This is a genomic window from Actinoplanes sp. CA-131856 (assembly GCF_050956135.1).
Lineage (GTDB): Bacteria > Actinomycetota > Actinomycetes > Mycobacteriales > Micromonosporaceae > Actinoplanes.
Window position 1 is genome coordinate 5,229,327 of record NZ_CP191849.1, and the last position, 25,091, is coordinate 5,254,417.

A 25,091-nucleotide genomic window follows, 5' to 3' on the forward strand; every position below is an offset into this window, starting at 1 on the left:
CGGGACGGCTGGCTTGCGCCGTCCCGGATCCCATCGGGTACCGGAGGCGTCGCTTTAGCTTAAATCCAGGGAGGGGGGTCAACGGTCACCGTCTCACCACTGTCCGCCGCCTCCTCGATCGCCAGCGCGATCAGGTGGTCGTGGGCGCCGTCGGCCAGCGGATAGGGCGGCGGCCCCTCCCCGCGCACCCAGGCGGCCATCGCCCGCAGCAGGGTGGCGATGGCGATCTCCTCGTCGTTGTAGCGGCGGCCGGGGAACGGGTTGCGGAACAGGACCCGGTCGCCGAAGGTGATCGTGTCGGTGTCGAAGTCGTCGAGGTCCAGGTCGTATCCGGTCTGGCGGCGGACCAGGGGAGTGCGCACGATGGTGCGCGGCCCGGCCAGCCGGACGATCTCGTCGTCGCGCAGCTCGCCGTGCGTGCCGCGGACCAGGATCCGGCGGAAGCGCAGCTGGTTGTGCCACTGGTTGTCGGTGAAGTCGTACAGCCCGGACCGACCGTCGCCGAAGTCGAGGGTGGCGATGGTCGTCGTGGCGTCCTTCGGCGACGGGGAGTCGGTCCAGCCGTCGCGGGTCAGCGGATCGACCAGGGGCGCCGTGGTGCGTGAGGCGCGCACCGTGACCGGGCCACGGCCCTGGCCGAGGTAGCCCCGGATCAGCGACACCGCGTGGTACATGTGTGTCGAGGAGACCTGCACCTGGGTCGGCTCGCCGATCAGGCCGGCGCGGACCGCCTCGAGCCGGGCCGCGTGCGCGGGCACCAGCAGATATTGCTCGGCCACCTGCACCAGGCCGGTGTCGCCGGTGAGCTGCCACAGGGCGAACAGCTTGGCCGCGTCCGGCGCCGGCGGGGTTTCGGCCAGCACCGGCAGGCCCCGCTGCACGGCCTGGAGGATCACGTCGGGGTTGGCCTCCCACGGCACCGCCGTCACCACGAAGTCGGGCTGGATCTCCGCCAGCGAACCGAAGGTGGGAACCGGCAGGTCACGGGGGGTGCGCACGACCGCGCCGACGCACTCGACGTCGGGCAGCGCGGCCGCCAGCCGCCAGAACATCTCGGCCCGCCACCCGGACCCGATCACCGCGAACGACGTCATGGGGGACACACTAGATCCACGGTTATGGCCCTTTCCAGACGGGAAAGGTGAACCGGTGAAGGATCCCCAGCGCTGGCGCGCACTGACCGTGGCCCTCGTGGCCGGCTTCATGACCCTGCTCGACGTCAGCATCGTCAACGTCGCCCTCCCGTCGATCCGCGACGAGCTCCAGCTCACCCCGGGTGAGCTGCAGTGGGTTCTGTCCGGCTACGCGCTCACCTTCGGCCTGCTGCTGGTGCCGGCCGGCCGGTTCGGCGACGCGCGGGGCCGCCGCAACGTCTTCATCGCCGGCCTGGTGTTGTTCACCCTGGCCAGCGCGGCCGCCGGCCTGGCTACGAGCGCGCTCTGGCTGATCGTCGCCCGGCTCGTGCAGGGCGCCGCCGCGGGCGTGATGAACCCGCAGATCACCGGCCTGATCCAGGAGATGTTCGAGCCGAAGGAGCGGGCCCGCCCGTTCGGCCTGTTCGGGGCGACGGTCGGCATCTCCACGGCGGTCGGCCCGCTGCTGGGCGGCCTGCTGATCGCCGGGATCGGCGAGTCGGAGGGCTGGCGCTGGATCTTCTATCTGAATGTGCCGATCGGCGTCGTCGCCGTGGTCCTGGGCCGCCTCTGGATCCCCGCCCGCCGGTCCGGCAAGCGCCACGAGAGCCTGGACCCGGTCGGCGTCGGCCTGCTCGGCCTGGGCGTGGTCCTGATCCTGTTGCCGCTGGTGCAGGAACGCGAGTGGCACGGCAACGCCAAGTGGCTGCTGGCCGTGGCCGGCGTGGTGGTCCTGGCGCTGTTCGCCGCCTGGGAGCGCCGGTTCGGCCGGCACAGCACGGCGCTGGTCGAGCTGAGCCTGTTCAAGGTCCGGTCGTACGGGCTGGGCGCCCTGATCGGCCTGCTCTACTTCGCGGGCTTCACCACCATCTTCTTCATCTACACGCTCTACCTGCAGAGCGGGCTGGGTTACAGCGCGCTGCTGGCCGGGCTGGCCGTGACCCCGTTCGCGCTCGGCTCGGCGGTGGGCGCGGCGGTCAGCGGCCGCTTCGTCAACCGCTACGGGCGCCACCTGGTGGTGCTCGGGCTGGTCATGGTGGTGGCCGGGCTGATCGCCACCGACCTGGCGCTGACCCTGGTCGAGGGTCGTGGTGGGGGAGCGGCGGCCGCCCTGCCGCTGCTGATCGCCGGCCTCGGCAGCGGCCTGGTGATCAGCCCCAACCAGAACCTGTCGCTCTCCGAGGTGCCGGTGGCCCGGGCCGGCAGCGCGGGCGCGGTGTTGCAGACCGGGCAGCGGATCGGCACCGCTATGGGCATCGCGGCCGTCGGCGCCCTGTTCTTCGCCCGGCTCGCCGACTCGCGCGGCGACTGGGGATCGGCGTTCCGTGGCGCGCTGTGGCTGACCGTGGCCTTCGTGGCCGTCGCGCTCGTGGCCGCCCTGACCGACGTGCTGTCCGGGTCTCGACAGCGGCGGCACGCGGAGCCGAGTATGAGGTAGTTCTGACCACTCGGCCGGGGGTGTTCGACGTGGACCACTTCCTCGACACGCTTCCCTTCGACCTGTCGCGCCCCGAGGCCCGCGACCTCTGGGCGCTGCTCGCCGACACCTACTACCGCGACACCCAGGCCGAGGTGCTTCTGCGGCAGGCCGGGGTCAAGCTGTCGGCCGTCAACTGGAACGCGCCCATGGAGGTCGTCTGGGCCGACATCCTGGTCAAGAGCCGCAACCAGGATCGTCTGCGCCCCCTGCTGCGGGTGATCGCCGACGGTGGCGACGCCGCCGTGGCCGAGCGGGTCCGCGAGCTGACCGGCCCGGCCCCGCCGGTGGTGCCCGCGGCCGGGCCGCTCGACTGGAAAGGGGCGCCCGGGGACGAGCGCCGGATCCTGGCCGAGCCGACGCTGCTCGACGTGGCCTTCCTGCGGCACGGCGCCGATCTGGCCGCCGCGGTGTGCCGGCTGCTGGTCACCTCGGCCGCCGGCCGGCGCACGGTCGGCACCGGCTTCCGGATCGCCGAGCGGCTCGTGCTGACCAACCACCATGTGCTGTTCGACCGGGCCCACGGCGACGCCGCGCCGGCCGCGGTGGAGGCCTGGTTCGGCTATGAGCGCACCTTCGGCGGGGCCGACCTCGAGCATCAGGTCGTGCCGGGAGCGCCCGGCTCGGTGCGCGGGGGCCGCGACCACGACTGGGCCGTGATCGAGATGGAGCCGCCCACGGCCACCCCGGTGATCCCGCTCGGCGGGGCGGGAGCCTCGCTGAAGAAGGGCGACCGGGTGTACGTCATCCAGCACCCCCACGGCGGCCCCAAGCAGATCGGCATGATCCACAACGAGGTACGCCACGTCGACGAGGACGTCGTGCAGTACTGGACCGACACCGAGGCCGGATCGTCCGGCTCGCCGGTCTTCGACGAGAGCTGGCGGCTGGTCGCGCTGCACCACCGTCATGTCACCGCCGTCGACGGCGGCGTCACCGAACACCGCAACCAGGGCCGGCGCGTCGAGCGGATCGCCGAGGCGATGGCCCGGACGGGGGTGTGATGTCTTTCGACTGGAACGACCCCCGCAGCCAGCGGCTCTTTAACCTGCTGCAGGACGCGTACGGCGGCGCCGACGGCGTGGACCGGCTGGTGCTGCTGGCCAAGCTGGCCGGGCTGCCGACACACGGCCTGGTGCTGCGCTCGGTCGAGCTGGCGGTCTCCAGCCTGCTCGAGGCGGCGGCGCAGAGCGGACGGCTCGACCACCTGGTCCGGATGGCGGCGCAGCAGAACCCCGGACTGGCCGGCGAGCTTCTGGTCCCGCCGGCTCCGGCTCCGGCTCCCGCGCCGCCGCCACCCGCGGCGGCCGGCCGCCCCCGTTTCCCGGTGATCGTGGCCGTCGAGTCGGCCGGGGAACCGCTCGCCGACGCCGATCTGCTCCGCACCGAACGCCACCTCACCGTCACCCTCGACGCCGGCCGCCTGGCCGTGATCCGGCGGGCGGTGGCGGTGGTCAGCGGACCCGGCGCCGATCCGTCGCTCGACGACCTGGTCCGCGCCGGCGCCCAGGTGTGGGACGAGCTGACCACCGCCGAGCCCCGGCTCCGGACCGTGCTCGAGCGGGTCGCCGAGGCCGGGCCCGACCAGCCGGTCGCCTGGTGCGCCCACGGGCCGCTGCTGGCCGAGCTGCACCCGGCGATCCTCGTCGCGCACACCGGGGAGCAGTTCGTCACCGTCGCCGCCGGCGGCCACTACTTCATGCCGGCCGGCGCCGGACGTGACCGCGGCCTGCGCAGCCGGCCCCACCCAGGGCCGCCGTCGGTGGGCGAGGACGCCGCCGCCCGGCCCGAGATCCTGGTGACCCCCGGCCTGACGCCGGGCGACGCGGACGGCGTGACCCGGGCCGTTCTCGCCTTCGGCGCGGCCCCGGACGCGGCCGGCGCCCTGCTCGACCGGGTGCCGTTCGTCAGCCTGGCGCCCGGCGACCTGACCGCCGGTGACACCACGGCGCTCACCGGAGCCCTGCGCGAGCAGGCCAGCCGCCGGGCCCTGCCCTGCGTGGTCGCCACCGTGCGCGGCGACCTCGTGCGGCGGGCGTTCGAGGCGGGCGACGCCCGCGGCGGCCGGCGGGCTCTGCTGTGGAGCTCGTGGTCGTGGGTCGGCCTGCCGCTGTTCCCGGCCGGCTACGACGAGGTCGAGCGGGCGGCGTATCCGCACCTCATGGACCTGCGCTCGATCGCCTCCGAGGGCTGGTACTTCAACCGGCGCGAGGGCATCCCCGAGGAGTACGCGGGCGACGAGCTGGCCGCCCGCACCACACCGGCCGAGCGGTTCCACCTCTATCTGTCCGGCGCCGGCGGCACCGGCAAGAGCTGTTTCCTGCGGTACGTCCACGACCAGATCGCCTTGCAGCCGCACCGCGTCGCCGTCTGGTACCGCGTCGACGCCCCCAGCTCGTCGTGGGACAACATCGAGGACCGGGTGCGGGAGGAGACCGTGTCGGCCGTGGCCGCCCGGTTCGGGCCGGCCGCCGCGGCCGAGCTGGCCGCGATCCCGGCCGCGGCCAAGCTGGGCGCGTTCCTGACCGGCGCGGTGACCGTGCTGCGGGCCGCCGACCCGGGCTTCGACGAGATCACGGTCTTCATCGACCAGCTCGAGCGCACCTTCGAGTCGGGCGACCGGCCCCAGCCGGCCCGGCTCGCGACCATCTCCCGTGACCTGATCCAGCTGCTGCGCACGGTCGGCACCGGCGAGGGCGTACGGGTCTTCGTGGCCTCCCGCAAGCAATATCTGCCCGACTTCCTGGGCTCCTCGCGCACCGCCGGCGCCTGCGGCCTCGAGTTCAACGTGCTCCAGAGCATCAAGGACCGCGACGAGCGGATCGACTTCGTCGACCGGGTCGTCACCTGGTGCCGCGACGAGCAGCTGGTCTCGTCCGGTCTGACGCTCGACCGGGACGCGGCCGAGCGGCTCGCCCTGCTCGCCGACGGCCATCCGCTCAACACCATGTTGTCGCTGATCCAGCTGCTCTCGGCCCGGCCGCACGGCGAGATCGGGCCGGCCGAGCTCGACGAGCTGCGCCCCTGGGAGAACCTGTTCGCGCTCGACCTGCGGGCCGCCGCCCGCGACGACCTCGACTGGCACGTGCTGCTGGCGATGGCGCACGCCCGCACCGAGATCGTCCGGATCGAGGAGGTGTGGTGGCGGCTGCGGATGGTCGACGCGCAGCTCACCCGCCGCGCCGACGAGCTCGGCCCGGACGGCGTGCTGGAGCGGCTGTGGCTGTTCGGCTTCGTCGGGCGGACCCTGCACGTGCGGCCGTACGCCGGCCACGCGGCCCGGTTCGTCGAGTTCTTCCACGCCAACCTGCGCGACCACCTGCTGCGCAACGTCATGGCACGGATCGGGGCCGACCCGGAGATCCGCCGCCGGCGCACCGGAACGCCGCCGGCCTGGCGGGCGCTGGACCGTTTGGCCGCGTACGCCCGCGAGTGGGACCAGACCCACCAGTTGCTCCCGGCCGAGGACGTCCGCGTGCTCATGGAGAACCGCGAGCAGGTCCTCGAGCGCACCAACCGGTGGGACCCGAAGACCGCGCCCTACTTCCACCTGCTGTTCCTGCGCGAGGCCGACAACGACTCCCGCGAGCGGCTGTGTCAGGCCGCCATGGAGTGCTTCGTGCTCTCCGCGCTGGTCCACGAGGATCTGGGCCGGCAGACGTTCCGCGAGCTGTTCAAGGACGTCGGCCGCCGGGTCGAGCTGTGCGTGCAGTGGATGGACCGGGCCAGCTCCGAGACCCGGCCCGCCGTCCTGGCCTATCTGGTCGAGACGGTCACCCCGCAGGCGCGGGCCGTGCTGACCGGCCTGGTGCTCGACGGGCAGGACGCGGGCGCGGCCACGGTCCGCCAGCAGGTGGCCGCGCTGGTGGCCGAGCCGCTGTACGCGGCCGAGTACCGCGGCGGGCTGGTCGAGGCGGTTCTGCGCGAGGGGCTGGTGCGCGCACAGGGCGACACGGCCCGGCTGCCCGGCCGGGCCGTCGACTTCGTGCTCACGGCCTGCGGCAGCGAGCGGGGTGTGCTTGTCCGGCTCCTCGACCGGGCCGCCGAGACGCTGTCCGGCGACTCCGACCAGCAGGTGCGCCGGGGCGCCCCCGACCTGCGCCGTCCGGAGCTGGCCGAGGGCTGGCTGCGCGACGCGGCGCCCGAGACCCGGCTGGCCGGGCGCCGGGTGGTCGAGCGGGCCGCCCTCCCGGCCGGCGCCGCCCTGGCCCTGGTCGTGGCCGGTGACCTGCGGGCGCAGACCGGCGAGGACCGGCTCGCCGACTGGACGCGGGGTCTGCGGGCGCGGCTCGGCATCCGGGTGCCGCGGCTGCGGCTGATCGCCGGGGAGTGCCGGCCGGGCGAGATGGAGCTGCGCTCGCCCCGCTTCCGGATGGCGACCAACCTGTTCCGCCCGGGTCAGGTCTGCGTCGACCAGCGCCGCTGGCGCCAGTTCACCACCCGCGGCGGGCACACCGCGCTCGACTCGTCCGACCTCACCGGCCGGGGCGGTGTGCTCTGGCTGGCCCCGGAGGACGTGGCCCGGGCCGGCTATCCGCACCGGGTCCGCGCCTTCGACGAGGCGGTGGTCGACTGGCTCGAGGAGTGCTGCCGCCGCTCGTTCGGGATGCTGCTGACCGACGACATGCTCAACCGGGTACGCCTCGACGCGGCCGCCGCGACCGGCTCGGCCCGGGTCCGCCCGGTCAACCCGTCGGCGCTGGCCCAGGTGCTGGTCGACCTGGTCGAGGAGGAGGTGCCGCTGGACGCGGTCCGGCTGTCGGCGGTGATCGAGCATCTGGTCTGGCTCGCCGACAAGCAGCCCGGCCGCCGCCTCACCCAGAAGGTGCGCGAGCTGCTCAGCGCGGAGATCTGCGCCCAGGTGGCCGACGACGCCGGGCAGGTGACCACGCTGCTGCTGGAGGAGCAGCTGGAGCAGACCCTGGCCGACCGGGTGGTGGCCCAGGAGCGCGACACCGCGCTCGCGGTCAGCCGGGGCGAGGCCACCGCCCTGAACAACGAGGTGGTGCGGGCCCGCGAGAAGGCCGAGAACGAGAGCGCCCGGCCGGTCGTGCTGGTCACCGACCCGGCCCTGCGTTACGCGCTGGCCCGGCTGCTGTGGCAGTTCGACACCCGGCTGCCGGTGCTCGGCTACACCGAGCTCGACCTCGGCGTGCTGTTCCCGGTGGCGGGCGGTCTGGTCAACCTCGCCCTGCCGCGTTCTGGGGGCGGGCGGTGACCGGCCCGTACAGCGACTTCCTGGCCACGGCCGACGCCGGGCGGTGGCTGGCCGGCGCCCGCGAGCTGGCGCGGGCGCCCGAGGTCACGGCCGAGGCCGTGTGCGTCGCCGCGTACACGTGGTGGCTGGGCCGGGTCAGCGGCGCCACCGAGATCGAGGAGGAGGGCCAGCGGATCTACAAGGGGCTGCGCTCCGGCGCGCCGGAGCGGGCGTGGGGCGTCTTCCTCGCGTTCGACGGTTATCGCCGCCGGGGCGCGGAGATCCTGGGCCGTGACGGCCCCCTTCGCCCCGAGCACGCGCTGATGGTGCTGCCCCGCTCGCCGGTCCGGGCGGCCGCGATGCTGCGGGCCACCGACCCGGGCCGGCCGCCGTTCCTGCCCCTGACCCATTTCCACGCGATGGCCCTGGCCGACCTGGGCGCGGTGGACGAGGCCCGCGAGCTGGTCCTGTCCCGCGATCCCGGCGCCGCCCACCCGCTCTCGATCGACCTGCTGGGCACCGTCGCCGAACGGCTCGGCCAATGGCCGCGGGCCGAGGAGCTCTACCGCCGCTCGCCGTGGCCGGCCCACGCCTACCGGGCCGAGATGGTCGCCGCGATCGGTGGCGGCCCGGCCGCGACGCCCGGCCCCGTCCTCGACGAGGCGGCGCTGCGGTGGGCGGGCGAGATGGGCGGCGAACTGGACGAGACCGAGCTGGCCCGCTTCCTCGCGCTCGTCGACGCCTTCCAGTGGCAGCCGGTGCGCAACTGGGTGGTCGAGGTGGAACTGGGCAAGCTCGACTTCCGCCGCCGCCGGTACGCCGAGGCCGACGCCCACCTGCGCCGGGCCCTCGACACCGCACCGGAACGGGCCCGCTTCCCGGTCAACCGGCTGCGGTTCTACGCGTTCACCTGGCTGACCGGCGGCGATCCGCACATCGTGCTCCGGATGACGCCCGAGGCGGTGACCGCCGGCCGGGCCGCCCTGTCCCAGGCCGGCGAGGACGACGACACCACCGACATCCGGGTGTGGATCGCGAGCGAGACCGGCGACCTGGCGCTGATCCCGGCCGACCTGTCCGGATGGGAGCCCTTTCCGCGGGGCAACGCCCTGGCCGCCGTGGGGGAGATCCCGTCCGCCCTGGACGCCTGGCTCGAGGCGCTGCGCGGCGAATACGTGCCGAGGGCGGTCTTCCAGCTCATGCGGCACCTGCGCCGGCAGGGCCTGCCGCGCACCGCCGTCCGGCTGGCGGAGATCGCCGCCCGCGAGTCGCACGACGAGTTCGGGCCGCTGTTCGAGCTGGCCGAGGCCCTGCAGGACCTCGGCGCCCCGGCCGGCGCCGACGGACCCGACGGGCCCGAGACGGAGCTGGCCCGGGTGGCCGAGACCGTGCGGGCCCGCGTGCTCGAGCTCAGCGAGCTGGGTTTCCGCAACGCCGTCCTGGCGTACGGCCTGCTGCGCCGCGACGACCAGCTGGACGAGGCCGAGCAGCTGCTCCAGCGCCTGGCCAAGCAGGCCGAGGGGGTGTCCGAGCTGGTCGCGGTCGCGGTGGTCCGCCGCGGCTCGCCGATGACCGCGCTGAGCCACGAGGAGGGCCTGCGGTGCCTGACGCGGGCGTCGGCCGAGGCCCGCGACACCTCGGAACGGCTGCAGATCGCGCGGGAGCTGTTCCATTACGGGCAGCTCGGGCAGGCCCGGGCCCTGCTGCGCGACGAGCGGGCGCTCGAGGAGGACCGCCGGCTCTCGCACGCCGAGGCGGCGGTGGTCCTGCAGTGCGGGGCCTGGCTCGGCACGGCCGAGGCCGAGGCGTTCGCCGACCGGGCGGTGGACCGGGTGCTCACCGACGCCGCGGCCGGCCGGCTCGGCCCGGACGCGGCGAAATACGGGAACCGGCTGGCCGAGGCGGCCACCGGGCCGGTGCACGACCGGGTCCGGTCCCGGCTGGGCGGGCTGGCCGGCGTGCCGGGCGGATCGGCCTGGCCCGGTGCGGCCGGCGCGCTCTGGGGCGATCTGCGGACCCGGCTCGAGCGGGAGACCGACGAACCGGCCGGGCTGGACGACCTCGGCGGGCCGGGCACCACCGTCGGGCTGCGGCTGGCCGCCCTGGGCCGGCTGCGCGAGCAGCTGACGTCGTGGGTGGACGCCGGCCGCCAGGCGCCGGTCGAGATCGACCCGGAGGAGTTCCCGGTGCGCGACGGCGCCGACCGCGGCACCGGGCTGCGCCCCATCCAGCTGCGCGACCTGTGGCGGGCCCGGCTGACCCCGTCCGCCGACGAGGCCGGTGCGCGGCGGGCCGACGGCGCGCTGCGCACCTTCCTGGCCGAGGAGCGGGTCCTGGCCGAGCGCTGCGCCCGCCTGCGGCACGAGGCGGCGGCGCCCTCGTTCCGCCGCGCCGTGAACGCCGGTGAGGCGCTGCTGGCCCTGCTGCCCGGCGTGCTGGGCCCGGCCGAACGCGCCGAGCCCCATCCCGTGCTGCGCGAGATCTTCGCGGCCGTCGCCGACGACCTCGAGGCGACCGGGGCCGAGGTGCGCGAGCAGCTGGCCACCCTGCGGGAGGCGCCCGGTGAGCGCTGACGAGCTGCTCGGCCGGTGGACCGAGCTCTTCGCGGTGACCGGGGCCGCCCCCGACCCGGCGTCGTGGCCGCCGGCGGCGGCGCCGTCCGCGCCCGGGCCGGAGCCGCTCCAGCTGGACATCCCCGAGCTGTTCGCGCGGGCGGCCGACCCGGCCGAGCGCCGCGACCTCGATCTGCTCTGCGCGGTCCTGGCCGGCTATCCCGGCGGCGGGCTGCGGCTGGCGGTCATCGGCCCCCAGCAGCTGCGGGCCCGCAGCACCCCGGGGGTGGCCGGGCTGACCGCGGCCGATCTGCCGGTGCCGGCCGGCGGCGCGCCGTGCTGGGCCGGCGTGGCGCTGCTGCGGATGCGCCGCCGGGCCCGGGTCACGCAGATCACCGAGTCGATCGACCAGCTCTGCGGTGCCCTCGACTATCCGCGCGACCCGGAGGGTTCCACCGCCGTGGCCCTCGCCGTCCTCGACCGCCTGGAGATCCTGGTCGGCACCAGCGGGGTCGGCGTGTCGGTGGCGGGCGCGGCCGGCGGCGCCGGCCTCGACCACGTCTTCACCGCCGGGCCGCCGGAGCCGCGCGGCGACCGGCCGCTGTCACGGGAGGCCGACTTCGTGGTCCTGCGGTCCGGGCCGCCGCGCCGGCGCCGGGCCGAGGCACGGTCCATCGTGGACCTGCGCCGGCAGCACGCGCTGGCCGAGATCGGGCAGGCGCCCTCCGAGATCGGCGAGGAGCAGACCTTCGCGGCCCGGGTGATCCGGTCACGGCAGGACGCCCGGGCCCGGCTCGCGGTCCGCAAGCTCGGCGAGGACAGTTCCGGGGCGGCCGAGGTGCTGCGCGAGGCCCTCCTGGTCGCCGACGGGCAGCGGCCGTTGCTGGAGGGGCTGGCCAGCCGGATCGGGACGGTGACCGACTTCTGGCTGCTCGACGACGCCCTGGCCGAGGCCGGGGACGGCGACGCCGGCGAGCACCTCGCCGCCGACGCGCTGCGCCGCGACCTGGACGCGCGGCTGGAACAGCTGCTCGGGCTGACCTTCGTGCCCGACGGCGAGACGGAGCTCGTCCCGGTGGTCACCCCGATCGTCCTGGAGGTGGCCGACAACCTGGTGCCGTACGTCGACTCCCAGCAGGACGGCGGCGTCTTCCTGCACACCCTCATCCCGGCCATGCGCGAGCGGATCCGGGAGAGCACCGGCGTGACCGTGCCCGGCGTCCGGCTGCGCGGCAACACCGGGTTCGGCCCGGGCGAGCTCGCCGTCCTCATCGACGAGCTGCGGGCCTTCTCCGGCTACACCGACCCCGACTGGCGCTTCGACGCCGTGCCGGCCGGTTTCGGCCCGCCCAATCCGGGCGAGTTCCACTCACCCGTGCATCCGCTGACCGGCGAGCCCGACGTGTGGACCATCGCGCCCGGCGACGCCCTGGACGTGCAGCAGATGCTGATCCACCGGCTGGAGCTGGTGCTGCGCACGCGCCTGAGCGGCTTCGTCGGCCCCGAGGAGGTCACCGAGCTCCTGCTCCCGTCCTGGGGCGCCGGCGGCGACACGCTGGACACCGAGGCCCGGCTGAGGCTCACCTGGCTGCTGCAGGCCATGCTGGACGACGGTCTCCCGATCAGCGACGGTCCCGCGATCCTGGCCGCGGTCGACCTCACCGACCCGCTGCCCGTCCTGCGCCGGGCCGTGCGGGAGCCGCTGGCCGAGTCGTTGCCGGGCCGCCACCTCGAAGGGCGCTGGCACTGGCTGCCGGCCGAGCTGGAGGAGGTCCTGGACTCGGTCGCCTGGCAGGGCCCGGTCGAGGACCACTATCAGGAGCGGGCCGACCTGGAGCACTGGATCGACGCCACGATCGCCGGCAACGGCCCGGTGCTGGGCGTCGTCACCTCGGGGGAGACGGCCCGCCAGGCCCTGTCCGACATCCTGCGGGCCCGGCACGGCTTCGTGGTGACCCGGACCGATGAGGAGCGGACGTGACCGGCGTGCTGATCCGCCTCACGCCGCGGCTGTTCGCCGCGGCCGGCCCGGACACCGTCGCCTGGCTGGGCGAGGACGTGCGCCTCGCACCCACCGCGGCCGGGCCCGGCCCGCTCGTCGAGATCACGGCCTCCGGCGCCGAGGTGCCCGTGGCGGACGCCGAGACGCTGGAGACGCTGGCCTACGTGCTCGGCGAGCCGGCCGTGCCGCCCGGCGCCGATCCGGCCGGCCTGCTCGACCAGTGGCTCGGCTCGCGCGCCGTGCCGGAGGACGCGCTGGCCGAGTGGCTCGGGCACGTGCGCCGGAGCGCGTTCGGCGAAGAGCCTTCTTCCCTCCGGGACGTGTACGTCCTCGTCGAGCCCCGCTATCTGCGGATCCTCTCGGCCGGGGCCACGCCGGACGGCCGGTTCGCGCCGGCCCGGGAGGCACTCTTCCCCGACCTCGGCCTGCCCCCTCCGCCGTTCCAGCTCCTCCGGGCCGACGAGCTGCGCCCCGGCGGGTTCATGTTCAGCGTCGCCGGTGTGCTCCTGTCGCCCCGGCTGGGCCTGCCCGAGGGCACCGTGCTGGTGAACGCGACCCCGGACGAGCTGAGTGCGCTGAACGTCGAGGCCGTGGCCACGACCCACCCGGAGACCCACCGGCCGGCCTCCATCGTGGTCGCCGAGCACGCCGGGATGCTCGAGGCGGCCGGACTGATCACCTGGGATCCGCTCGGCTATCTGGTGGCGTGCCTGGCCGAGGCGCTGCGCGCGAACGCCCACCGCCTGCTCACCACGGCGTCGGCCGGCGACATCATGCTCGCGCTGAGCAAGGCCTGGGCGGCTCTCGTCCGGGCCGCGGACGAGTTCCTCCCCGTCGGCGACCTGGTCGCCGTGCTCCAGGACCTGCTGCGCGACCGGGTGTCGATCCTGAACATGCGGCTGATCCTGGAGCTGATGCTGCGCTGCGCCACCGAGGACGTGCCCCGCGAGCAGTGGATGGCGCGCATCCGGGCCGGCCTGTCCCGGCAGATCACGGCCCGCGCGCTGGGCGGCGCCGCCACCCTCGCCGTCCATCTGGTCGACCCGGCCTTGGAGGAGATCGCGGGCACGCCCGCGGGCGCCGGCGAGCTGCGCCGGGCCCTGGACCGTGAGCGGCCCGGCCCGGGGTCGTCGGTCCTCACCCGGGAGTCGTGCCGCGAGGCCGTCCGCGAGGCGCTGCACCGCCGCTTCCCGGCGGTCACCGTGCTCTCCGACAACGACCTCACGACCGACGTCGGCATCACGGTGACCGGGCGGCTGTCAGCCGGCTAGGGCGTCGACCAGCCGCCGGGCCGACCCGGCCAGGTTCCAGCGCTCGGCCAGGGCCAGCAGGGCGTCCGGGTCCTTGGGCGCGCGCGGCATCTCCGCGTCGAACTCGGGCAGCTTCACGTCGAGGGCCACCTTGCAGACCGGCAGCGCCTTGTCGAGGTAGTCGCGGGCGGCGGCCAGTTTCGTCTTGAGGCCCGGGGCGAAACCGGCCTCGGGGTCGTCGAGGGCGGCCAGGATCTCGGTGACCCCGCCGTAGCGGGCGATCAGCCGGGCCGCCGTCTTCTCGCCGACGCCCGGCACGCCCGGCAGGCCGTCGCTCGGGTCGCCGCGCATGGCCGCGAAGTCGGCGTACCAGCGGGCCGGCACGCCGTACTTCTTCTCGACGAGCGCGTTGTCGGCGTCCTCGAGCTTGGCCACGCCGCGCCCGCAGTACAAAAGCCGCGTTCCACGTGAATCATCCACCAGCTGAAACAGGTCGCGGTCGCCGGAGACGACCTCGACCGGGGCCGGCTGGGTGGCCGCGAGGGTGCCCAGCACGTCGTCCGCCTCGTACCCCTCGACGCCGAAGGCGGGGATGCCCACGGCGGCCAGCGTCTCGAGCAGGATCGGGATCTGCCGTTCGAGGGAGGCCGGGACCTCCTCGACGTCGCCGTGGGCGACCCGGTGCTTCTTGTACGAGGGCACGAGCGCCACCCGCCACGCGGGCCGCCAGCTCGCGTCGAGCGCGCAGACCACCCGATCGGGGTGCCTCGTGCGGATCAGTTGGGCCAGCATGTCGAGGAACCCGCGGATCGCGTTCACCGGCTCGCCGGCGCTGGTCTGCGCGGCCTTCTCCGGAATGCCGTGGAAGGCGCGAAAGTAGAGGCTGGGAGCGTCGACCGCGAGCAGTGGCTTCACGAGGCCACAATAGGGTATCGCGAACCTTAGTTAACGTTAGTTAAGCTGGCGGATGTGACGGTAGACCGGCTCCTGCCCACGCCCGAGGCCCACGACCTGCTCGACCTGACCCGCGAGCTCGCCACCCGCGAGCTGGACGGCAAGGCGGCCGGCTTCGAGGCCCGCGGCGAGTTCCCCCGCGACGTGCTGCGCACGCTCGGCCGCTCCGGCCTGCTCGGCCTGCCCTATTCCGAGGAGGTGGGTGGCGCCGCTCAGCCGTACGAGGTCTATGTCCAGGTCCTGGAGATCCTGGCCGGCTCGTGGCTGGCCATCGCCGAGTCGGTCAGCGTGCACACCCTCTCGTGCTATCCGGTGTACGCCCACGGCAGCGAACGTCAGCGCAAGATGCTGCCCGACATGCTCGGCGGCGAGCTCCTGGGCGCGTACTGCCTCTCCGAGCCGGCCGGCGGCTCCGACGCCGCCAACCTGACCACCAAGGCGGCGCGCGACGGCGAGAGCTGGCGCCTGGACGGCACCAAGGCCTGGATCACCCACGCCGGCCAGGCCGACTTCTACAACGTTTTCTGCCGCACCGGCGGCCCCGGCGCCCGTGGCATCTCCTGCGTGCTCGTCGACGCCGGCACCCCCGGCCTGCATCCGCAGAAGCCCGAGCGCACCATGGGCCTGCGCTCCTCGGCCCCGGCCCAGATCGTCCTCGAGGACTGCCGGGCCGGCGCCGACCGCCTGGTCGGCGCCGAGGGCACCGGCTTCACCATCGCCATGGAGGCGCTGGACGCGGGCCGGCTGGGCATCGCGGCCTGCGCGGTCGGCCTCGCCCAGGCCGCCCTCGACTACGCGACGGCGTACGCGCGGGAACGCGTCCAGTTCGGCCGCCCCATCGGCGAGTTCCAGGGCATCGGCTTCATGCTGGCCGACATGGCCACCCAGATCTCGGCGGCCCGCGCCCTGCTGCTGCACGCGGCCCGCCTCAAGGACGCCGGCCGTCCCTTCTCGATCGAGGCGGCCAAGGCCAAGCTGTTCGCCACCGACACCGCCATGCGCGTGACGACCGACGCGGTCCAGGTCCTCGGCGGCGCCGGCTACGTGGCCGATCATCCGGCCGAGCGCTGGTTCCGCGAGGCGAAGGTGCTGCAGATCGTCGAGGGGACCAACCAGATCCAGCGCATGGTGATCAGTCGTTCCCTGACCAAGGGCGCTTGCTCGCCTTGATGACGTAGACGGCGGGCAGCGCCCCGGCGGCGTCACCGAGTCCCGCGTAGAGCGACGGCTCGGGGGCCTCGCGGAACGCGTCGAGCCGGAGCCCGGCACCGAGCAGCGCCATGACGACGTCGCTGACCGGCCACACGAACATCGAGAAGCCGGGCGCGCCGGCCTGCCCGCGCGCGCCCTGAGGCTTCTTGGCATCGTCCTGCGCGTCGTTGGGGCGCCCGCGCCCGAAGTAGTCGCCGGCCACGGCCAGCCGCCCCGGCTCCCGCACGGCCAGGACCTCCCAGGCCGGGTGGTGGTCGCACAGAAGCACCGAGCCACCCTCTTTCAGGCGGCTCGCGACGACGCGGGCGAAGGCCGTGAGGTCGGGCACCCAGCAGATCGCGCCCCAGCTCAGATAGATCAGATCGAGCTCGGCCAGATCGCCGGGCGGATCGAGCATGTCGGCCCGCCGGAAATCGGCGGCGATCCCCGCCTCGGCCGCCCGGGCCCGGGCCTTGTCGATCGCCACGTCGGAGATGTCCACCCCGACGGCGTGCGCGCCGAGATTGCTCCAGGAGAGCACCTCGTCGCCGTACGAACAAGCAAGCTGAACCACCCGCCGCCCGGTGACGTCCCCGGCCAGCTCGACCTCGAAATCGGCGAGCGTGACCTCGCCGTCCCGGAGCCGCCGCACGGCGATCCCGTCCCGCCGGCCCGCGATGAGGTTCCAGCTCGTACGGTTGCCCTCGGCGAAGCCGGTCATGAGATCTCCCCGGAGAAGCGCGGCAGATCCCAGTCACGACCGGGCCGGAAGCCGGTGTGGCTGCCGTCGAACGGAAAGTCGCCGGCCTCGATCAGCTTGACCACGCGCTCGCCCACGTGCCCCTCGAACTCGTCCTCGTCCTTCCACTCCCATGCCCGCCCGGCGCTGACCACGATGTCGAGCACGGAGTCGGTGGTCTGCACACCACGGCCGGTGCGGGCGAAGTGGGCCGCTCCCGGCCGCATGAGCATCAGCACGTCGACGTGCTGCCAGCGCCGCGCCACGAGGCGTGGATCCCGCATCCGGCCCGGGCTGAGATCGTGGCCCGTCTTCCCGTCGGCGTCCACGATGGTCGCGAAGTCGGCTCCGACCGGCTGCCACAGCCACAGTCCGCCGTCGTCGTCCGCGACGACCCGCACGGCCTGGGCCCAGGTGTGCCACGGCCCGCGCACATAGTTCCGAGTGATGACCCGCCCCGCCTCGAACCTCACCGCGGCAGCCTATCGGCCCAGCGCGCTCACCCGGCGCGCTCGACCAGTGCCGCGAGCACGTCCGCGTGTTCGGGCGGGACCTCGACGTCGAGGACGACCCGCTCGCCGCCGTCGCCGGGCTCGGCGGTCACGGTGAAGGAGAAGAAGGAGCAGCACTCGGTCTCGCGGGCGGTCAGATCCCGTACGGCCGCCGCCAGCCCCGCGGGCCCGGCCAGCCGCAGCCGGGCGTGAGTGGCCTGCTTCCGCTCCACCTCGCGGACCGCGGTGGTGAACAGCCGGTCGAACTCGGCCAGGCGCAGCGGCCGCTCCGCCGTCGGCAGCGTGCAGAAATCGAACATGTCGGCCTCCTTTTCGACCGACCGTAAGCCCGTACCGGGGTACCGGATGCAATAGCCCTGAAGGTCACCGACGTCTACTACGCGCTCGAGTCGCCCGCCGACGGCGGCGCCGCGGTCGCCGCGAACTGGCCGGTCAGCCCGGACCTGCCGTGGTACCGCCCGCCCGCGATCACCGCCGGCATCCGCCGCCCGGAAGCACAGGACCAGTTCCGCCGCTGGGCCGCTCTCCGCACTGACAAGCCGTCGTGAACCTGACCAGTGACCAGCGTGCACGAAGTCGGGCCGGCCGATCGGGGCGAGGTCGGCGGGCGTACGGACAAGTGGGTTGATCTTCGAAGGGTCGGCGGTAGGGTGGCGGCCGTGGAAGAGATCGACCGGGCCATCGTGAGTGCCCTGACCGTCGACGGGCGGCTGTCCTACACCGATCTGGCCGAGCGGGTCGGGCTCAGCGTGTCGGCGGTGCATCAGCGCGTGCGGCGCCTCGAACAGCGCGGGGTGATCTCGGGGTACACGGCCAAGGTCTCGTACGAGGCCCTGGAACTGCCCCTGACCGCGTTCGTGGCCATCCGGCCGTTCGACCCGTCGCAGCCCGACGACGCGCCGGAGCGGCTGGCGCACCTGCCCGAGATCGACTCCTGCTATTCGGTGGCGGGGGAGGACTTCTACATGCTTCTCGTACGGGTGGGCAGCCCCGCCGACCTGGAGCGCCTGCTCCAGGAGATCCGCACCGCCGCCAACGTCACCACCCGGACCACCGTGGTGCTCTCCACGCCGTACGAGAACCGCCCGCCCCGCATGCCCGACGTCAGCGTGGACAGCTGACGCCCCGCGCCGGCACCCTCAGGTTGATCAGGTAGTCGTCGGCGATGCCCCTCACGCAGTCGCTGAGCGAGTACGACCCGTGGCCCGTCCCCTCGTAGGTGACCAGCACGCCGTGCCGGCCCAGCTGCCGTTGCACGCTGCGGGCCCAGTTGACGCCGGTGGCCGGGTCGTGCCGGGAGTTGAGCAGCAGGATCGGCCGGCTGGTCCGTACGCTGATCGCCTGTTGCGGGTTCGTGACGTGCGGCCAGCCCAGGCACATGGTCAGCGCGAACGTCTGCGCCGGGAAAGACCTTCCGTTCGTCGCCGCGTTCAGGATGCGCTGATAGTCGGCGTACGAGCGCACCGGCAGTGACCAGTCCGCGCAGAACGCCGGAATGACCACCCCGAGGTTGCCCGCGTGCTGTCCCGGCGCGCCGCCGTCGAGCGCGGCCAGCAGTGCCGCCAGCCGTTCGTACTCCGCGTCCTTGATCAGCTTGTGGGTGACGGCCACCAGGTCGAAGCGGGTCATCCCCACCCGCCCCGGGTCGGCGTAGAGCCGCTTCCACTGCCCGGCGCAGGCCTCGCACGAACGGGTGAAATCGTCGAACGCGTCCTCGAAGGCCCAGGCCTGTGCGGCGAGGAACGACGTCGTGCTGCGGCTGCTGTGGTCGGTGACGCTCTCCAGGACCATCGCCCGCACCCGCCCGGGGTACGCCTGCGCGTACTGCTGACCGAGCAGCGTGCCGTACGAACTGCCGTGGAAGGTCAACTGCCGTTCCCCGAGCGCCTTGCGCACCGCCTCCAGATCGCGGACCGTGCTGAGGGTGTCGGCGTGGTCCCACACCGGCCCGGTCCGCCGCGCGCAGTCGGCCCACAGCTCACGGTTGTAGCGCACGGTCCGGTCGAAGTCGGCCTGTGAGGTCAGTATTGGGTCGGGCGCGGCGTCGATCAGCGCCTGGTCGCACGTCATCGGCGCGCTGCCGCCGACGCCGCGCGGGTCGAAGCTGACGATGTCGAACTTGGCCCGGATCTCGTCGCTGAACCGGTCGGCGTCCTCGGTGACCCGGTGGACGCCGGAGTCACCCGGCCCGCCCGGCCCGAAGACGAGCGTGCCGATTTTGTGGGCCTGATCGGTGGCGGGCAGTTTCCCGACGGCGAGGCCGAACGTGCCCGCCCGCGGCCGTGACCAGTCGACCGGGACGGTCAGTGTGGCGCAGACGGCCTCCGGTTCGGTGCCGCAGGGCTGCCAGTCCACTGCGGAGGGCGTGGCCGCCGGGATCGGCCCGGCGGCCACCATCAGGAGGGCGAGAAGCGTGTGCATGTCTCGATGCTTGCCGGGCGCACCGGCGTACGGATCAGGAATGACCCTTAATGTTCTTGTCCGGGAGGACCAGCAGGGCGGCCGGCAGCAGGATGAGCGCCAGCGCCACCACATTGCCGATCTTGTGCGCGGTGGTGAACACGCCGAGGTGCAGCAGGTGCCAGAGCATGTGCACGACGGAGAACAGCAGCCACGCCCATCCGGTGACGCGCAGCTTCTCGGCGGTCGGGGTGCGCCAGGCCCAGACCGTGAAGACGAGCAGGGCCAGCATGGTCGCCCCGAAGTCGCGGGTCAGATGCTCGTTGTACGGCCCGAGCAGCGACACCCACTGCCAGCCGCTGATCGGGAAGTCGGTGTAGAAGGACAGGGGGAACGCGCCGGCCCACACGCCGAGGACGGCGGCCAGGAAGGCGAGCACGCCCGCCATGATGCGCTTGCTTCGAAGAGTCACGCCTGACGGACGAGCCAACCGGTCATCTCGTGACAGTCAAGACCTTTGGTGTGTACGCCGTCACAGCCTCAAACCGGCAGGACGGCCCGGGCGCACTCGGTGATGTAGGGCAGCGCGAACTCGGTGCGCCCGACCAGGTCGGGGTGGGTGGCGATCAGCTTGCGGACCTCGCTGAGCAGCGCCGCCCGCTCGGCCGGCGCGAGCAGGATGACGTAGCTGCGCGAGGCGACCATGTCGATGAGCCGCTCGGGCCCGATGATCTCGGTCCACTCGAACCGTTCGATCTCGGCCGGGCCGAAGGGCGCGCCGATCGTGGCGTCCCGGTCGTTCTCGGGGCTGTTGATGATCTCGCCGAGGCGCCGGACCCAGTCGGCCCGCTCGTCGCGCAGGTTCCACAGCAGGCCGAGCCGTCCGCCGGGGGAGAGGACCCGGGCCACCTCGGGCACGGCCTTCGCCGGGTCGACCCAGTGCCAGGCCTGGGCGACCAGCACGACGTCGGCCGCCCCGTCGGGCAGCGGGATCCGTTCGCCGCTGCCCAGCAGCGCCGGCACCCCGGGCACCGATGTGCGCAGCTGCTCGAGCATCCCCTCGGACGGGTCGACGGCGGTGACCGGCAGCCCGCGTTCGCGCACCTGGCGGGTCAGTTTGCCGGTGCCCGCGCCCAGGTCGACCACGCGTGGCTTCCCGGCCGGCAGCAGCCAGTCGAGGGCGGCGGCGGGATATGACGGGCGGCCCCGCTCGTAGATGTCGGCGACGGGACCAAACGATTGCGCGTGAGCTTCGCGATCAGTCACAAACTGATCTTATCTATCACAGTATCCTAGGACGCTCTAGGCGACGTGCGGCCCCGCACGTTTGGTGAACGGGGGACTTGGGCACGTTTGGGAGCAGAACCGCACAACCACGGAGGTTGGGAACGATGAGCTTCACCGACAAGGTCAAGAACGAGGCCGAGGAGCTGACCGGCAAGGCCAAGCAGGCCGTGGGGCGGGCCACCGACAACGAGCGGCTCATCGTCGAGGGTGAGGCGCAGGAGACGGCGGCGCACGCGAAGAAGGCGGGCGAGCACGTGAAGGACGCCGGCAAGGACGTACGCGACGCCTTCAGCTAGGCACAGACGACCACAGTTCGCTGTGGGGTTCCGAAGGAAAACGGCCCCGGGGATGACTCCCCGGGGCCGTTGCCGTCACTCCGTCTCGTTGGCCTGCTGTTTGCGCCACCAGTCCTGGCCGGACTCGGGCAGGGTGTCGATCGGGTCGTAGTACGCGTAGAGCTTCGACAGGGCCTCGGCGTCGTCCTGCTCGATGGACGTGCGGTAGTTCTTCGTCCAGTACGAGATGCCGTGCTCGCGGTCGTACTCCGACACCATGTGCACCCAGCGCTTGCCGACGAACGGGACGTCGCAGACGATGCGCGGCGTCGCGTAGCCGGGCAGGTAGCCCATCATGTCGTGCTGGAGCTGCTGGGCGTGCCAGACGGGCACGCGCCAGTGCTCGGCGTTGGGGATCATGTCGCACATGTAGAAGTAGTACGGCAGGATGCCGGCCTCGCCCTGCAGGGCGAAGCAGAGGTCGAGCAGGTCGGCCGTGGTGGCGTTGACGCCGCGCATGAGGACGCCCTGGTTGCGGACGTCGCGGACGCCGACCTCCAGCAGCGTGTGCGCGGCCTTGGCGACCAGTGGGGTCAGCGAGTTCACGTGGTTGACGTGGGTGTGCACGGCCAGGTTGACGCCGCGGCGCTGGGCGGTGATGGCGACGCGGTGCAGGCCCTCGACGACGTCGTCCTGCAGCCAGTGCTGGGGCAGGCCCATGAGGGCCTTGGTGGCCAGGCGGATGTCGCGGACGGTGGGCACGGAGAGCAGGCCCATGAGGTACGTCTCGAGTTGCTTCCAGGGCACGTTGGCGACGTCGCCGCCGCTGACGACCACGTCGCGGACCCCCGGGTGGGCCTTGAGGTAGTCGAGGTGGGCCTGGTAGCGGTCGACCGGCTTGAGGGTGAGTTTCAGCTTGTCGACGGTGGGGGTGCTGTTGCCGACGAGGTCCATGCGGGTGCAGTGGCCGCAGTACTGCGGGCAGGTGGAGAGCAGCTCGGCCAGGACCTTGGTCGGGTAGCGGTGGGTGAGGCCCTCGGCGACCCACATGTCGTGCTCGTGGAGGCTGTCGCGGGTGGCGTGCGGGTGTGAGGGCCAGTCGAGGTGGCGGTCGGTGGCGACCGGGATCATGTAGCGGCGGATCGGGTCGGCGTAGAACGCGTCGGTGGTGACCTCGCCGGTGGGCACCATGGTGTTGAGCATCTGCGGCGGGATCAGCATGGACATGGTGGCCAGGCGCTGCTGGTCGGTGTCGAGGTCGGTGTAGAACCGCTCGTCGAGCAGGTCGCCCATGACGGCGCGCAGCTGCTTGACGTTCTTGACGCAGTTGACCCGCTGCCATTGGGCGGACTCCCACTGGGCGGTGGTGACGTCGCGCCAGCCGGGGAACCGGGTCCAGTCGGGCTCGATCAGGGGGCGGCGCTCATAGAGATAGGGCTGGACGTCCAACGGTGCCTCCTGATCGATCGTTAGGACCGCGTTCAACCTACAAGATGATTTTCGGTCTAGTGAAGGTCTGGCCGGAGGATTTACGGTATGGATACGTGCCGGGTTCCTTGATTTTTATGATGGGTGGGTGTGATGGGGTCTGTGGGGCTCGATCGGGTGGTGGAGCCCGAGGGGGTGCTGCCGCAGGCGGCGTGGCGCCTGGACGCCCGTCCGGAGGTCGGCGCGGACGAGGTGCGGGTGCGCGTGGAGCGGCTCAATCTGGACGCGGCGAGCTTCCGGCAGTTGTCGGAGAAGCACGGCGGTGACGGTGCGAAGGTCCGGGCCGAGGTGCTGGAGATCGTCGGGAGCCGGGGGAAGATGCACAACCCGGTGACCGGGTCGGGCGGCATGCTGATCGGCGTGGTCGACGCGGTCGGCCCGGAGTCGCCGCTGGGTGTGAAGCCGGGGGACCGGGTCGCGACGCTGGTGAGTCTCACGCTGACCCCGCTCACCATCACCGACGGCCTCGCGCAGTGGGACGGCCGCAGCGAGCAGGTGCCGGCCGAGGGCACGGCGATCCTTTTCGGCCGCTCGATCGTCGGTGTCCTACCCGATGATCTCGCGCCCGAGTTGGCTCTGGCGGTGTACGACGTGTGTGGTGCTCCCGCGCTCACCGACCGTGTTGTCCGTAAATACCCTGACAAGCCGACCGTGGCGGTGCTGGGTGGTGCCGGGAAGAGCGGCTCCCTCTCGTTGACTGCGGCTCGCCTCGCTGGCGCCCGTACTGTCGGAGTTGTCCGCGATGAAGCCGAACGCGCGAGCCTGCGGGACATAGCGGACGTAGCGGTCATCGCGGACGCCCGCAACCCGGTCGAGGTCGCGCAGAAGGTCAGAGACGCGCTGGGTCATGAGGCGACAGTCACGGTCGTCTGCGTGGACGTCCCGGGCTGCGAGCACGGTGCGATCCTCGCCACGGCCGAGGGCGGCACGGTGATCTTCTTCTCGATGGCGACGAGCTTCTCGGCGGCCGCTCTGGGCGCGGAAGGCCTGGCCGCGGACGTGACGATGCTGATCGGCAACGGATATGTCCCCGGGCACGCGGCGTTCGCGGTCGATCTGCTGCGCCGCGTCCCGGCGGTCCGGTCCCTCTTCGAGGCCCGTGTCGCGGGAGACTGACCCCATGACTGAGGTCCTCTACACCAACGGCCGCCTCTACTCACCCGCCGACCCCAGGGCCACCGCCCTGCTGGTCCGCGACGGCAAGATCTCCTGGCTGGGCGACAAAGACGACGCCCCCAGCGCCGACCAGACCGTTGATCTCGACAATGCCCTGGTCACGCCCGCTTTCGTCGACGCGCATCTGCACGCCACGGACACGGGCCTGGCCCTCGAGGGCCTGGACCTCTCGCCGACCCGGTCGGCCGGTGAGCTGCTGGACGCGGTGGCCGCCTTCGCGGCGACCCGCCCGGCCGGCGCGGTCGTGCACGGTCACGGCTGGGACGAGTCGACCTGGGGGTCCGAGCAGACGCCGCCGACCGCGGACGAGCTCGAGCGGGCGGCCGGCGGGCGCCGCGTGTACCTGTCGCAGGCGTCGGTGCACTCCGCGCTGGCGAGCGCGTCGCTGCTGGCGGCGGCCAGGGGCGAGCCCGGGTTCGACGCTTCGGGCTGGGTGCGGGAGCAGGCCCATCACGCCGTACGGGCGGTGGCGCTGGGTTCTCTGACGCCGGAGCAGCGGACGCGGGCGCAGCGGGCGGCCCTGGAGCTGGCCGCGTCGAAGGGCGTCGCCGCGGTGCACGAGTGCGGCGGCCCCGGCACGTCCAGCGAGGACGATTTCCGGTCGGTGCTGGCGCTGTCGTCGGCCGGGCTGCCGAAGGTGTTCGGATATTGGGGTGAGCTGGGCGCGGCCGAGAAGGCCCGCGACCTGGGCGCGGTCGGCGCGGCCGGTGACCTGTACGCGGACGGTGCGCTCGGCTCGCGGACGGCGTCGGTGCGTGAGCCGTTCGTGGACGGCGACCACGGGCACGGTGAGGCGTTCCTGACCGCCGAGCAGGCGGCCGAGCATCTGCTCGACTGTGTGCGGGCCGGTGTGCAGGGCGGTTTCCACGCGATCGGTGACGCCGCCATCGAGACCGTTCTCGAGGGTTTCGCCCTGGCCGCCAAGCGGGTCGGCGTGGACGAGCTGCGCGAGGGCCGGCACCGCGTCGAGCACGTGGAGCTGATCGACAAGGCGATGATCGCGCGGATGGTGGAGTTCGGGGTGATCGCCTCGGTGCAGCCGGTCTTCGACGCGCTGTGGGGCGGCCCGGACAAGATGTACGCGCAGCGGCTGGGTGCCGAGCGGGCGATGGCGTCGAACCCGATCGGCGCGATGCACGCGACCGGGGTGCTGCTGGCGTTCGGCTCCGACTCGCCGGTGACCGCGCTCGACCCGTGGGCGATGGTGCGGGCGGCGGTGGCCCCGCACAACCCGGTGTACCGGATGGGTGTGCGGGCGGCGTTCGCGGCGGCGTCGCGGGGTGGCTGGCGGGCGGCCGGGGTCGACGGGGTGGGTGTGCTGGCGCCGGGCGCGTCGGCCACGTTCGCGGTCTGGGACACCCCTGACGGCGTACGCGAAGGACTGCCGGTTCTGACCAGCTCGCCCGTGTGCCGGCGCACTGTCCTGCACGGCGAGACGATCTACGAAAAGGGATAGAG

At 73.2% G+C, this 25,091-nt stretch carries 20 protein-coding genes; 11 read left to right on the plus strand and 9 right to left on the minus strand.

Features of this window, described 5'->3' with window-relative positions:
* Positions 1–59: 59 nt before the first annotated feature.
* Complete coding sequence (locus tag ACQP2X_RS24175; protein WP_498700489.1) at positions 60–1,094, minus strand: Gfo/Idh/MocA family protein; 1,035 nt, start codon at positions 1,092–1,094, stop codon at positions 60–62.
* Between ACQP2X_RS24175 and ACQP2X_RS24180 the strand changes: the two genes are divergently transcribed.
* Genes ACQP2X_RS24180 through ACQP2X_RS24205 form a run of 6 tightly spaced genes read left to right on the plus strand, consistent with a single transcriptional unit; the run spans position 1,093 to position 13,632 of the window.
* Positions 1,093–2,571: an MFS transporter gene (locus ACQP2X_RS24180; protein ID WP_498700491.1), complete on the plus strand. Its 1,479-nt coding sequence runs from the start codon at positions 1,093–1,095 to the stop codon at positions 2,569–2,571. The two genes, ACQP2X_RS24175 and ACQP2X_RS24180, sit on opposite strands and share 2 nt — an antisense overlap.
* A 29-nt stretch (positions 2,572–2,600) precedes the next feature.
* Positions 2,601–3,614, plus strand: coding sequence for a trypsin-like peptidase domain-containing protein (locus tag ACQP2X_RS24185; RefSeq protein ID WP_498700492.1), 1,014 nt, complete (start codon positions 2,601–2,603; stop codon positions 3,612–3,614).
* Positions 3,614–7,828 (plus strand): FHIPEP family type III secretion protein, encoded by a 4,215-nt coding sequence (locus tag ACQP2X_RS24190; RefSeq protein ID WP_498700494.1) that lies wholly within the window; start codon positions 3,614–3,616, stop codon positions 7,826–7,828. The genes ACQP2X_RS24185 and ACQP2X_RS24190 overlap by 1 nt, the downstream gene beginning before the upstream one ends.
* A complete protein-coding gene (locus ACQP2X_RS24195) occupies positions 7,825–10,380 on the plus strand; it encodes a hypothetical protein (protein ID WP_498700496.1) in 2,556 nt (851 codons plus the stop codon). Before ACQP2X_RS24190 ends, ACQP2X_RS24195 begins: the two co-directional genes overlap by 4 nt.
* On the plus strand, positions 10,370–12,340 hold the full coding sequence (locus ACQP2X_RS24200) for an FHIPEP family type III secretion protein (protein ID WP_498700498.1): 1,971 nt from the start codon (positions 10,370–10,372) through the stop codon (positions 12,338–12,340). The genes ACQP2X_RS24195 and ACQP2X_RS24200 overlap by 11 nt, the downstream gene beginning before the upstream one ends.
* Positions 12,337–13,632 carry an FHIPEP family type III secretion protein gene (locus ACQP2X_RS24205; RefSeq protein ID WP_498700499.1) on the plus strand — a complete coding sequence of 432 codons (1,296 nt, stop codon included), beginning with the start codon at positions 12,337–12,339 and terminating at the stop codon, positions 13,630–13,632. The genes ACQP2X_RS24200 and ACQP2X_RS24205 overlap by 4 nt, the downstream gene beginning before the upstream one ends.
* Here ACQP2X_RS24205 and ACQP2X_RS24210 read toward each other — a convergent pair.
* On the minus strand, positions 13,621–14,526 hold the full coding sequence (locus tag ACQP2X_RS24210) for a 5'-3' exonuclease (RefSeq protein ID WP_498700501.1): 906 nt from the start codon (positions 14,524–14,526) through the stop codon (positions 13,621–13,623). The two genes, ACQP2X_RS24205 and ACQP2X_RS24210, sit on opposite strands and share 12 nt — an antisense overlap.
* Before the next feature lie 54 nt (positions 14,527–14,580).
* Here ACQP2X_RS24210 and ACQP2X_RS24215 point away from each other — a divergent pair, with 54 nt between their 5' ends.
* Positions 14,581–15,735, plus strand: a complete 1,155-nt coding sequence (locus ACQP2X_RS24215) for an acyl-CoA dehydrogenase family protein (protein WP_498700502.1) — start codon at positions 14,581–14,583, stop codon at positions 15,733–15,735.
* On the opposite strand, the gene ACQP2X_RS24220 is transcribed toward ACQP2X_RS24215, so the two are convergent.
* Genes ACQP2X_RS24220 through ACQP2X_RS24230 form a run of 3 tightly spaced genes read right to left on the minus strand, consistent with a single transcriptional unit; the run spans position 15,698 to position 17,306 of the window.
* A complete protein-coding gene (locus ACQP2X_RS24220; RefSeq protein ID WP_498700503.1) occupies positions 15,698–16,477 on the minus strand; it encodes a class I SAM-dependent methyltransferase in 780 nt (259 codons plus the stop codon). The two genes, ACQP2X_RS24215 and ACQP2X_RS24220, sit on opposite strands and share 38 nt — an antisense overlap.
* The gene (locus tag ACQP2X_RS24225) at positions 16,474–16,968 is read right to left on the minus strand and encodes a DUF402 domain-containing protein (RefSeq protein WP_498700505.1); all 495 of its coding nucleotides are present in this window, start codon (positions 16,966–16,968) and stop codon (positions 16,474–16,476) included. Before ACQP2X_RS24225 ends, ACQP2X_RS24220 begins: the two co-directional genes overlap by 4 nt.
* A 26-nt stretch (positions 16,969–16,994) precedes the next feature.
* Positions 16,995–17,306 (minus strand): hypothetical protein, encoded by a 312-nt coding sequence (locus tag ACQP2X_RS24230; protein WP_498700506.1) that lies wholly within the window; start codon positions 17,304–17,306, stop codon positions 16,995–16,997.
* A 360-nt stretch (positions 17,307–17,666) separates the two neighbouring features.
* Between ACQP2X_RS24230 and ACQP2X_RS24235 the strand changes: the two genes are divergently transcribed.
* Positions 17,667–18,128, plus strand: coding sequence for an Lrp/AsnC family transcriptional regulator (locus tag ACQP2X_RS24235; RefSeq protein ID WP_498700507.1), 462 nt, complete (start codon positions 17,667–17,669; stop codon positions 18,126–18,128).
* Here ACQP2X_RS24235 and ACQP2X_RS24240 read toward each other — a convergent pair.
* The 3 genes from ACQP2X_RS24240 to ACQP2X_RS24250 form a co-directional block, all read right to left on the minus strand.
* The gene (locus ACQP2X_RS24240) at positions 18,112–19,428 is read right to left on the minus strand and encodes an alpha/beta hydrolase (RefSeq protein ID WP_498700508.1); all 1,317 of its coding nucleotides are present in this window, start codon (positions 19,426–19,428) and stop codon (positions 18,112–18,114) included. The genes ACQP2X_RS24235 and ACQP2X_RS24240 overlap by 17 nt on opposite strands.
* Before the next feature lie 34 nt (positions 19,429–19,462).
* Positions 19,463–19,855 carry a hypothetical protein gene (locus ACQP2X_RS24245; RefSeq protein WP_498700509.1) on the minus strand — a complete coding sequence of 131 codons (393 nt, stop codon included), beginning with the start codon at positions 19,853–19,855 and terminating at the stop codon, positions 19,463–19,465.
* Between the two features lie 92 nt (positions 19,856–19,947).
* The gene (locus ACQP2X_RS24250) at positions 19,948–20,673 is read right to left on the minus strand and encodes a class I SAM-dependent methyltransferase (RefSeq protein ID WP_498700511.1); all 726 of its coding nucleotides are present in this window, start codon (positions 20,671–20,673) and stop codon (positions 19,948–19,950) included.
* A 125-nt stretch (positions 20,674–20,798) separates the two neighbouring features.
* Between ACQP2X_RS24250 and ACQP2X_RS24255 the strand changes: the two genes are divergently transcribed.
* Positions 20,799–20,990: a CsbD family protein gene (locus ACQP2X_RS24255; protein WP_498700513.1), complete on the plus strand. Its 192-nt coding sequence runs from the start codon at positions 20,799–20,801 to the stop codon at positions 20,988–20,990.
* Positions 20,991–21,065: 75 nt separating this feature from the next.
* On the opposite strand, the gene ACQP2X_RS24260 is transcribed toward ACQP2X_RS24255, so the two are convergent.
* Positions 21,066–22,454 carry a KamA family radical SAM protein gene (locus tag ACQP2X_RS24260; protein ID WP_498700514.1) on the minus strand — a complete coding sequence of 463 codons (1,389 nt, stop codon included), beginning with the start codon at positions 22,452–22,454 and terminating at the stop codon, positions 21,066–21,068.
* 96 nt (positions 22,455–22,550) lie between these two features.
* On the opposite strand from ACQP2X_RS24260, the gene kdd reads away from it, so the two are divergent.
* Together kdd and ACQP2X_RS24270 are read left to right on the plus strand one after the other, a co-directional pair.
* On the plus strand, positions 22,551–23,573 hold the full coding sequence (gene kdd, locus ACQP2X_RS24265; RefSeq protein ID WP_498700515.1) for an L-erythro-3,5-diaminohexanoate dehydrogenase: 1,023 nt from the start codon (positions 22,551–22,553) through the stop codon (positions 23,571–23,573).
* Between the two features lie 4 nt (positions 23,574–23,577).
* Positions 23,578–25,089, plus strand: a complete 1,512-nt coding sequence (locus tag ACQP2X_RS24270; RefSeq protein ID WP_498700517.1) for an amidohydrolase — start codon at positions 23,578–23,580, stop codon at positions 25,087–25,089.
* Positions 25,090–25,091 lie beyond the last annotated feature (2 nt).

Coding starts and splice junctions, on each gene's coding strand:
- ACQP2X_RS24180 (WP_498700491.1), top strand. CDS start 1,093: ATGGGGGACACACTAGATCCACGGTTATGGCCCTTTCCAGACGGGAAA.
- ACQP2X_RS24230 (WP_498700506.1), bottom strand. CDS start 17,306: ATGTTCGATTTCTGCACGCTGCCGACGGCGGAGCGGCCGCTGCGCCTG.
- ACQP2X_RS24240 (WP_498700508.1), bottom strand. CDS start 19,428: ATGCACACGCTTCTCGCCCTCCTGATGGTGGCCGCCGGGCCGATCCCG.
- kdd (WP_498700515.1), top strand. CDS start 22,551: ATGGGGTCTGTGGGGCTCGATCGGGTGGTGGAGCCCGAGGGGGTGCTG.
- ACQP2X_RS24245 (WP_498700509.1), bottom strand. CDS start 19,855: ATGGCGGGCGTGCTCGCCTTCCTGGCCGCCGTCCTCGGCGTGTGGGCC.
- ACQP2X_RS24220 (WP_498700503.1), bottom strand. CDS start 16,477: ATGACCGGCTTCGCCGAGGGCAACCGTACGAGCTGGAACCTCATCGCG.
- ACQP2X_RS24270 (WP_498700517.1), top strand. CDS start 23,578: ATGACTGAGGTCCTCTACACCAACGGCCGCCTCTACTCACCCGCCGAC.
- ACQP2X_RS24175 (WP_498700489.1), bottom strand. CDS start 1,094: ATGACGTCGTTCGCGGTGATCGGGTCCGGGTGGCGGGCCGAGATGTTC.
- ACQP2X_RS24255 (WP_498700513.1), top strand. CDS start 20,799: ATGAGCTTCACCGACAAGGTCAAGAACGAGGCCGAGGAGCTGACCGGC.
- ACQP2X_RS24190 (WP_498700494.1), top strand. CDS start 3,614: ATGTCTTTCGACTGGAACGACCCCCGCAGCCAGCGGCTCTTTAACCTG.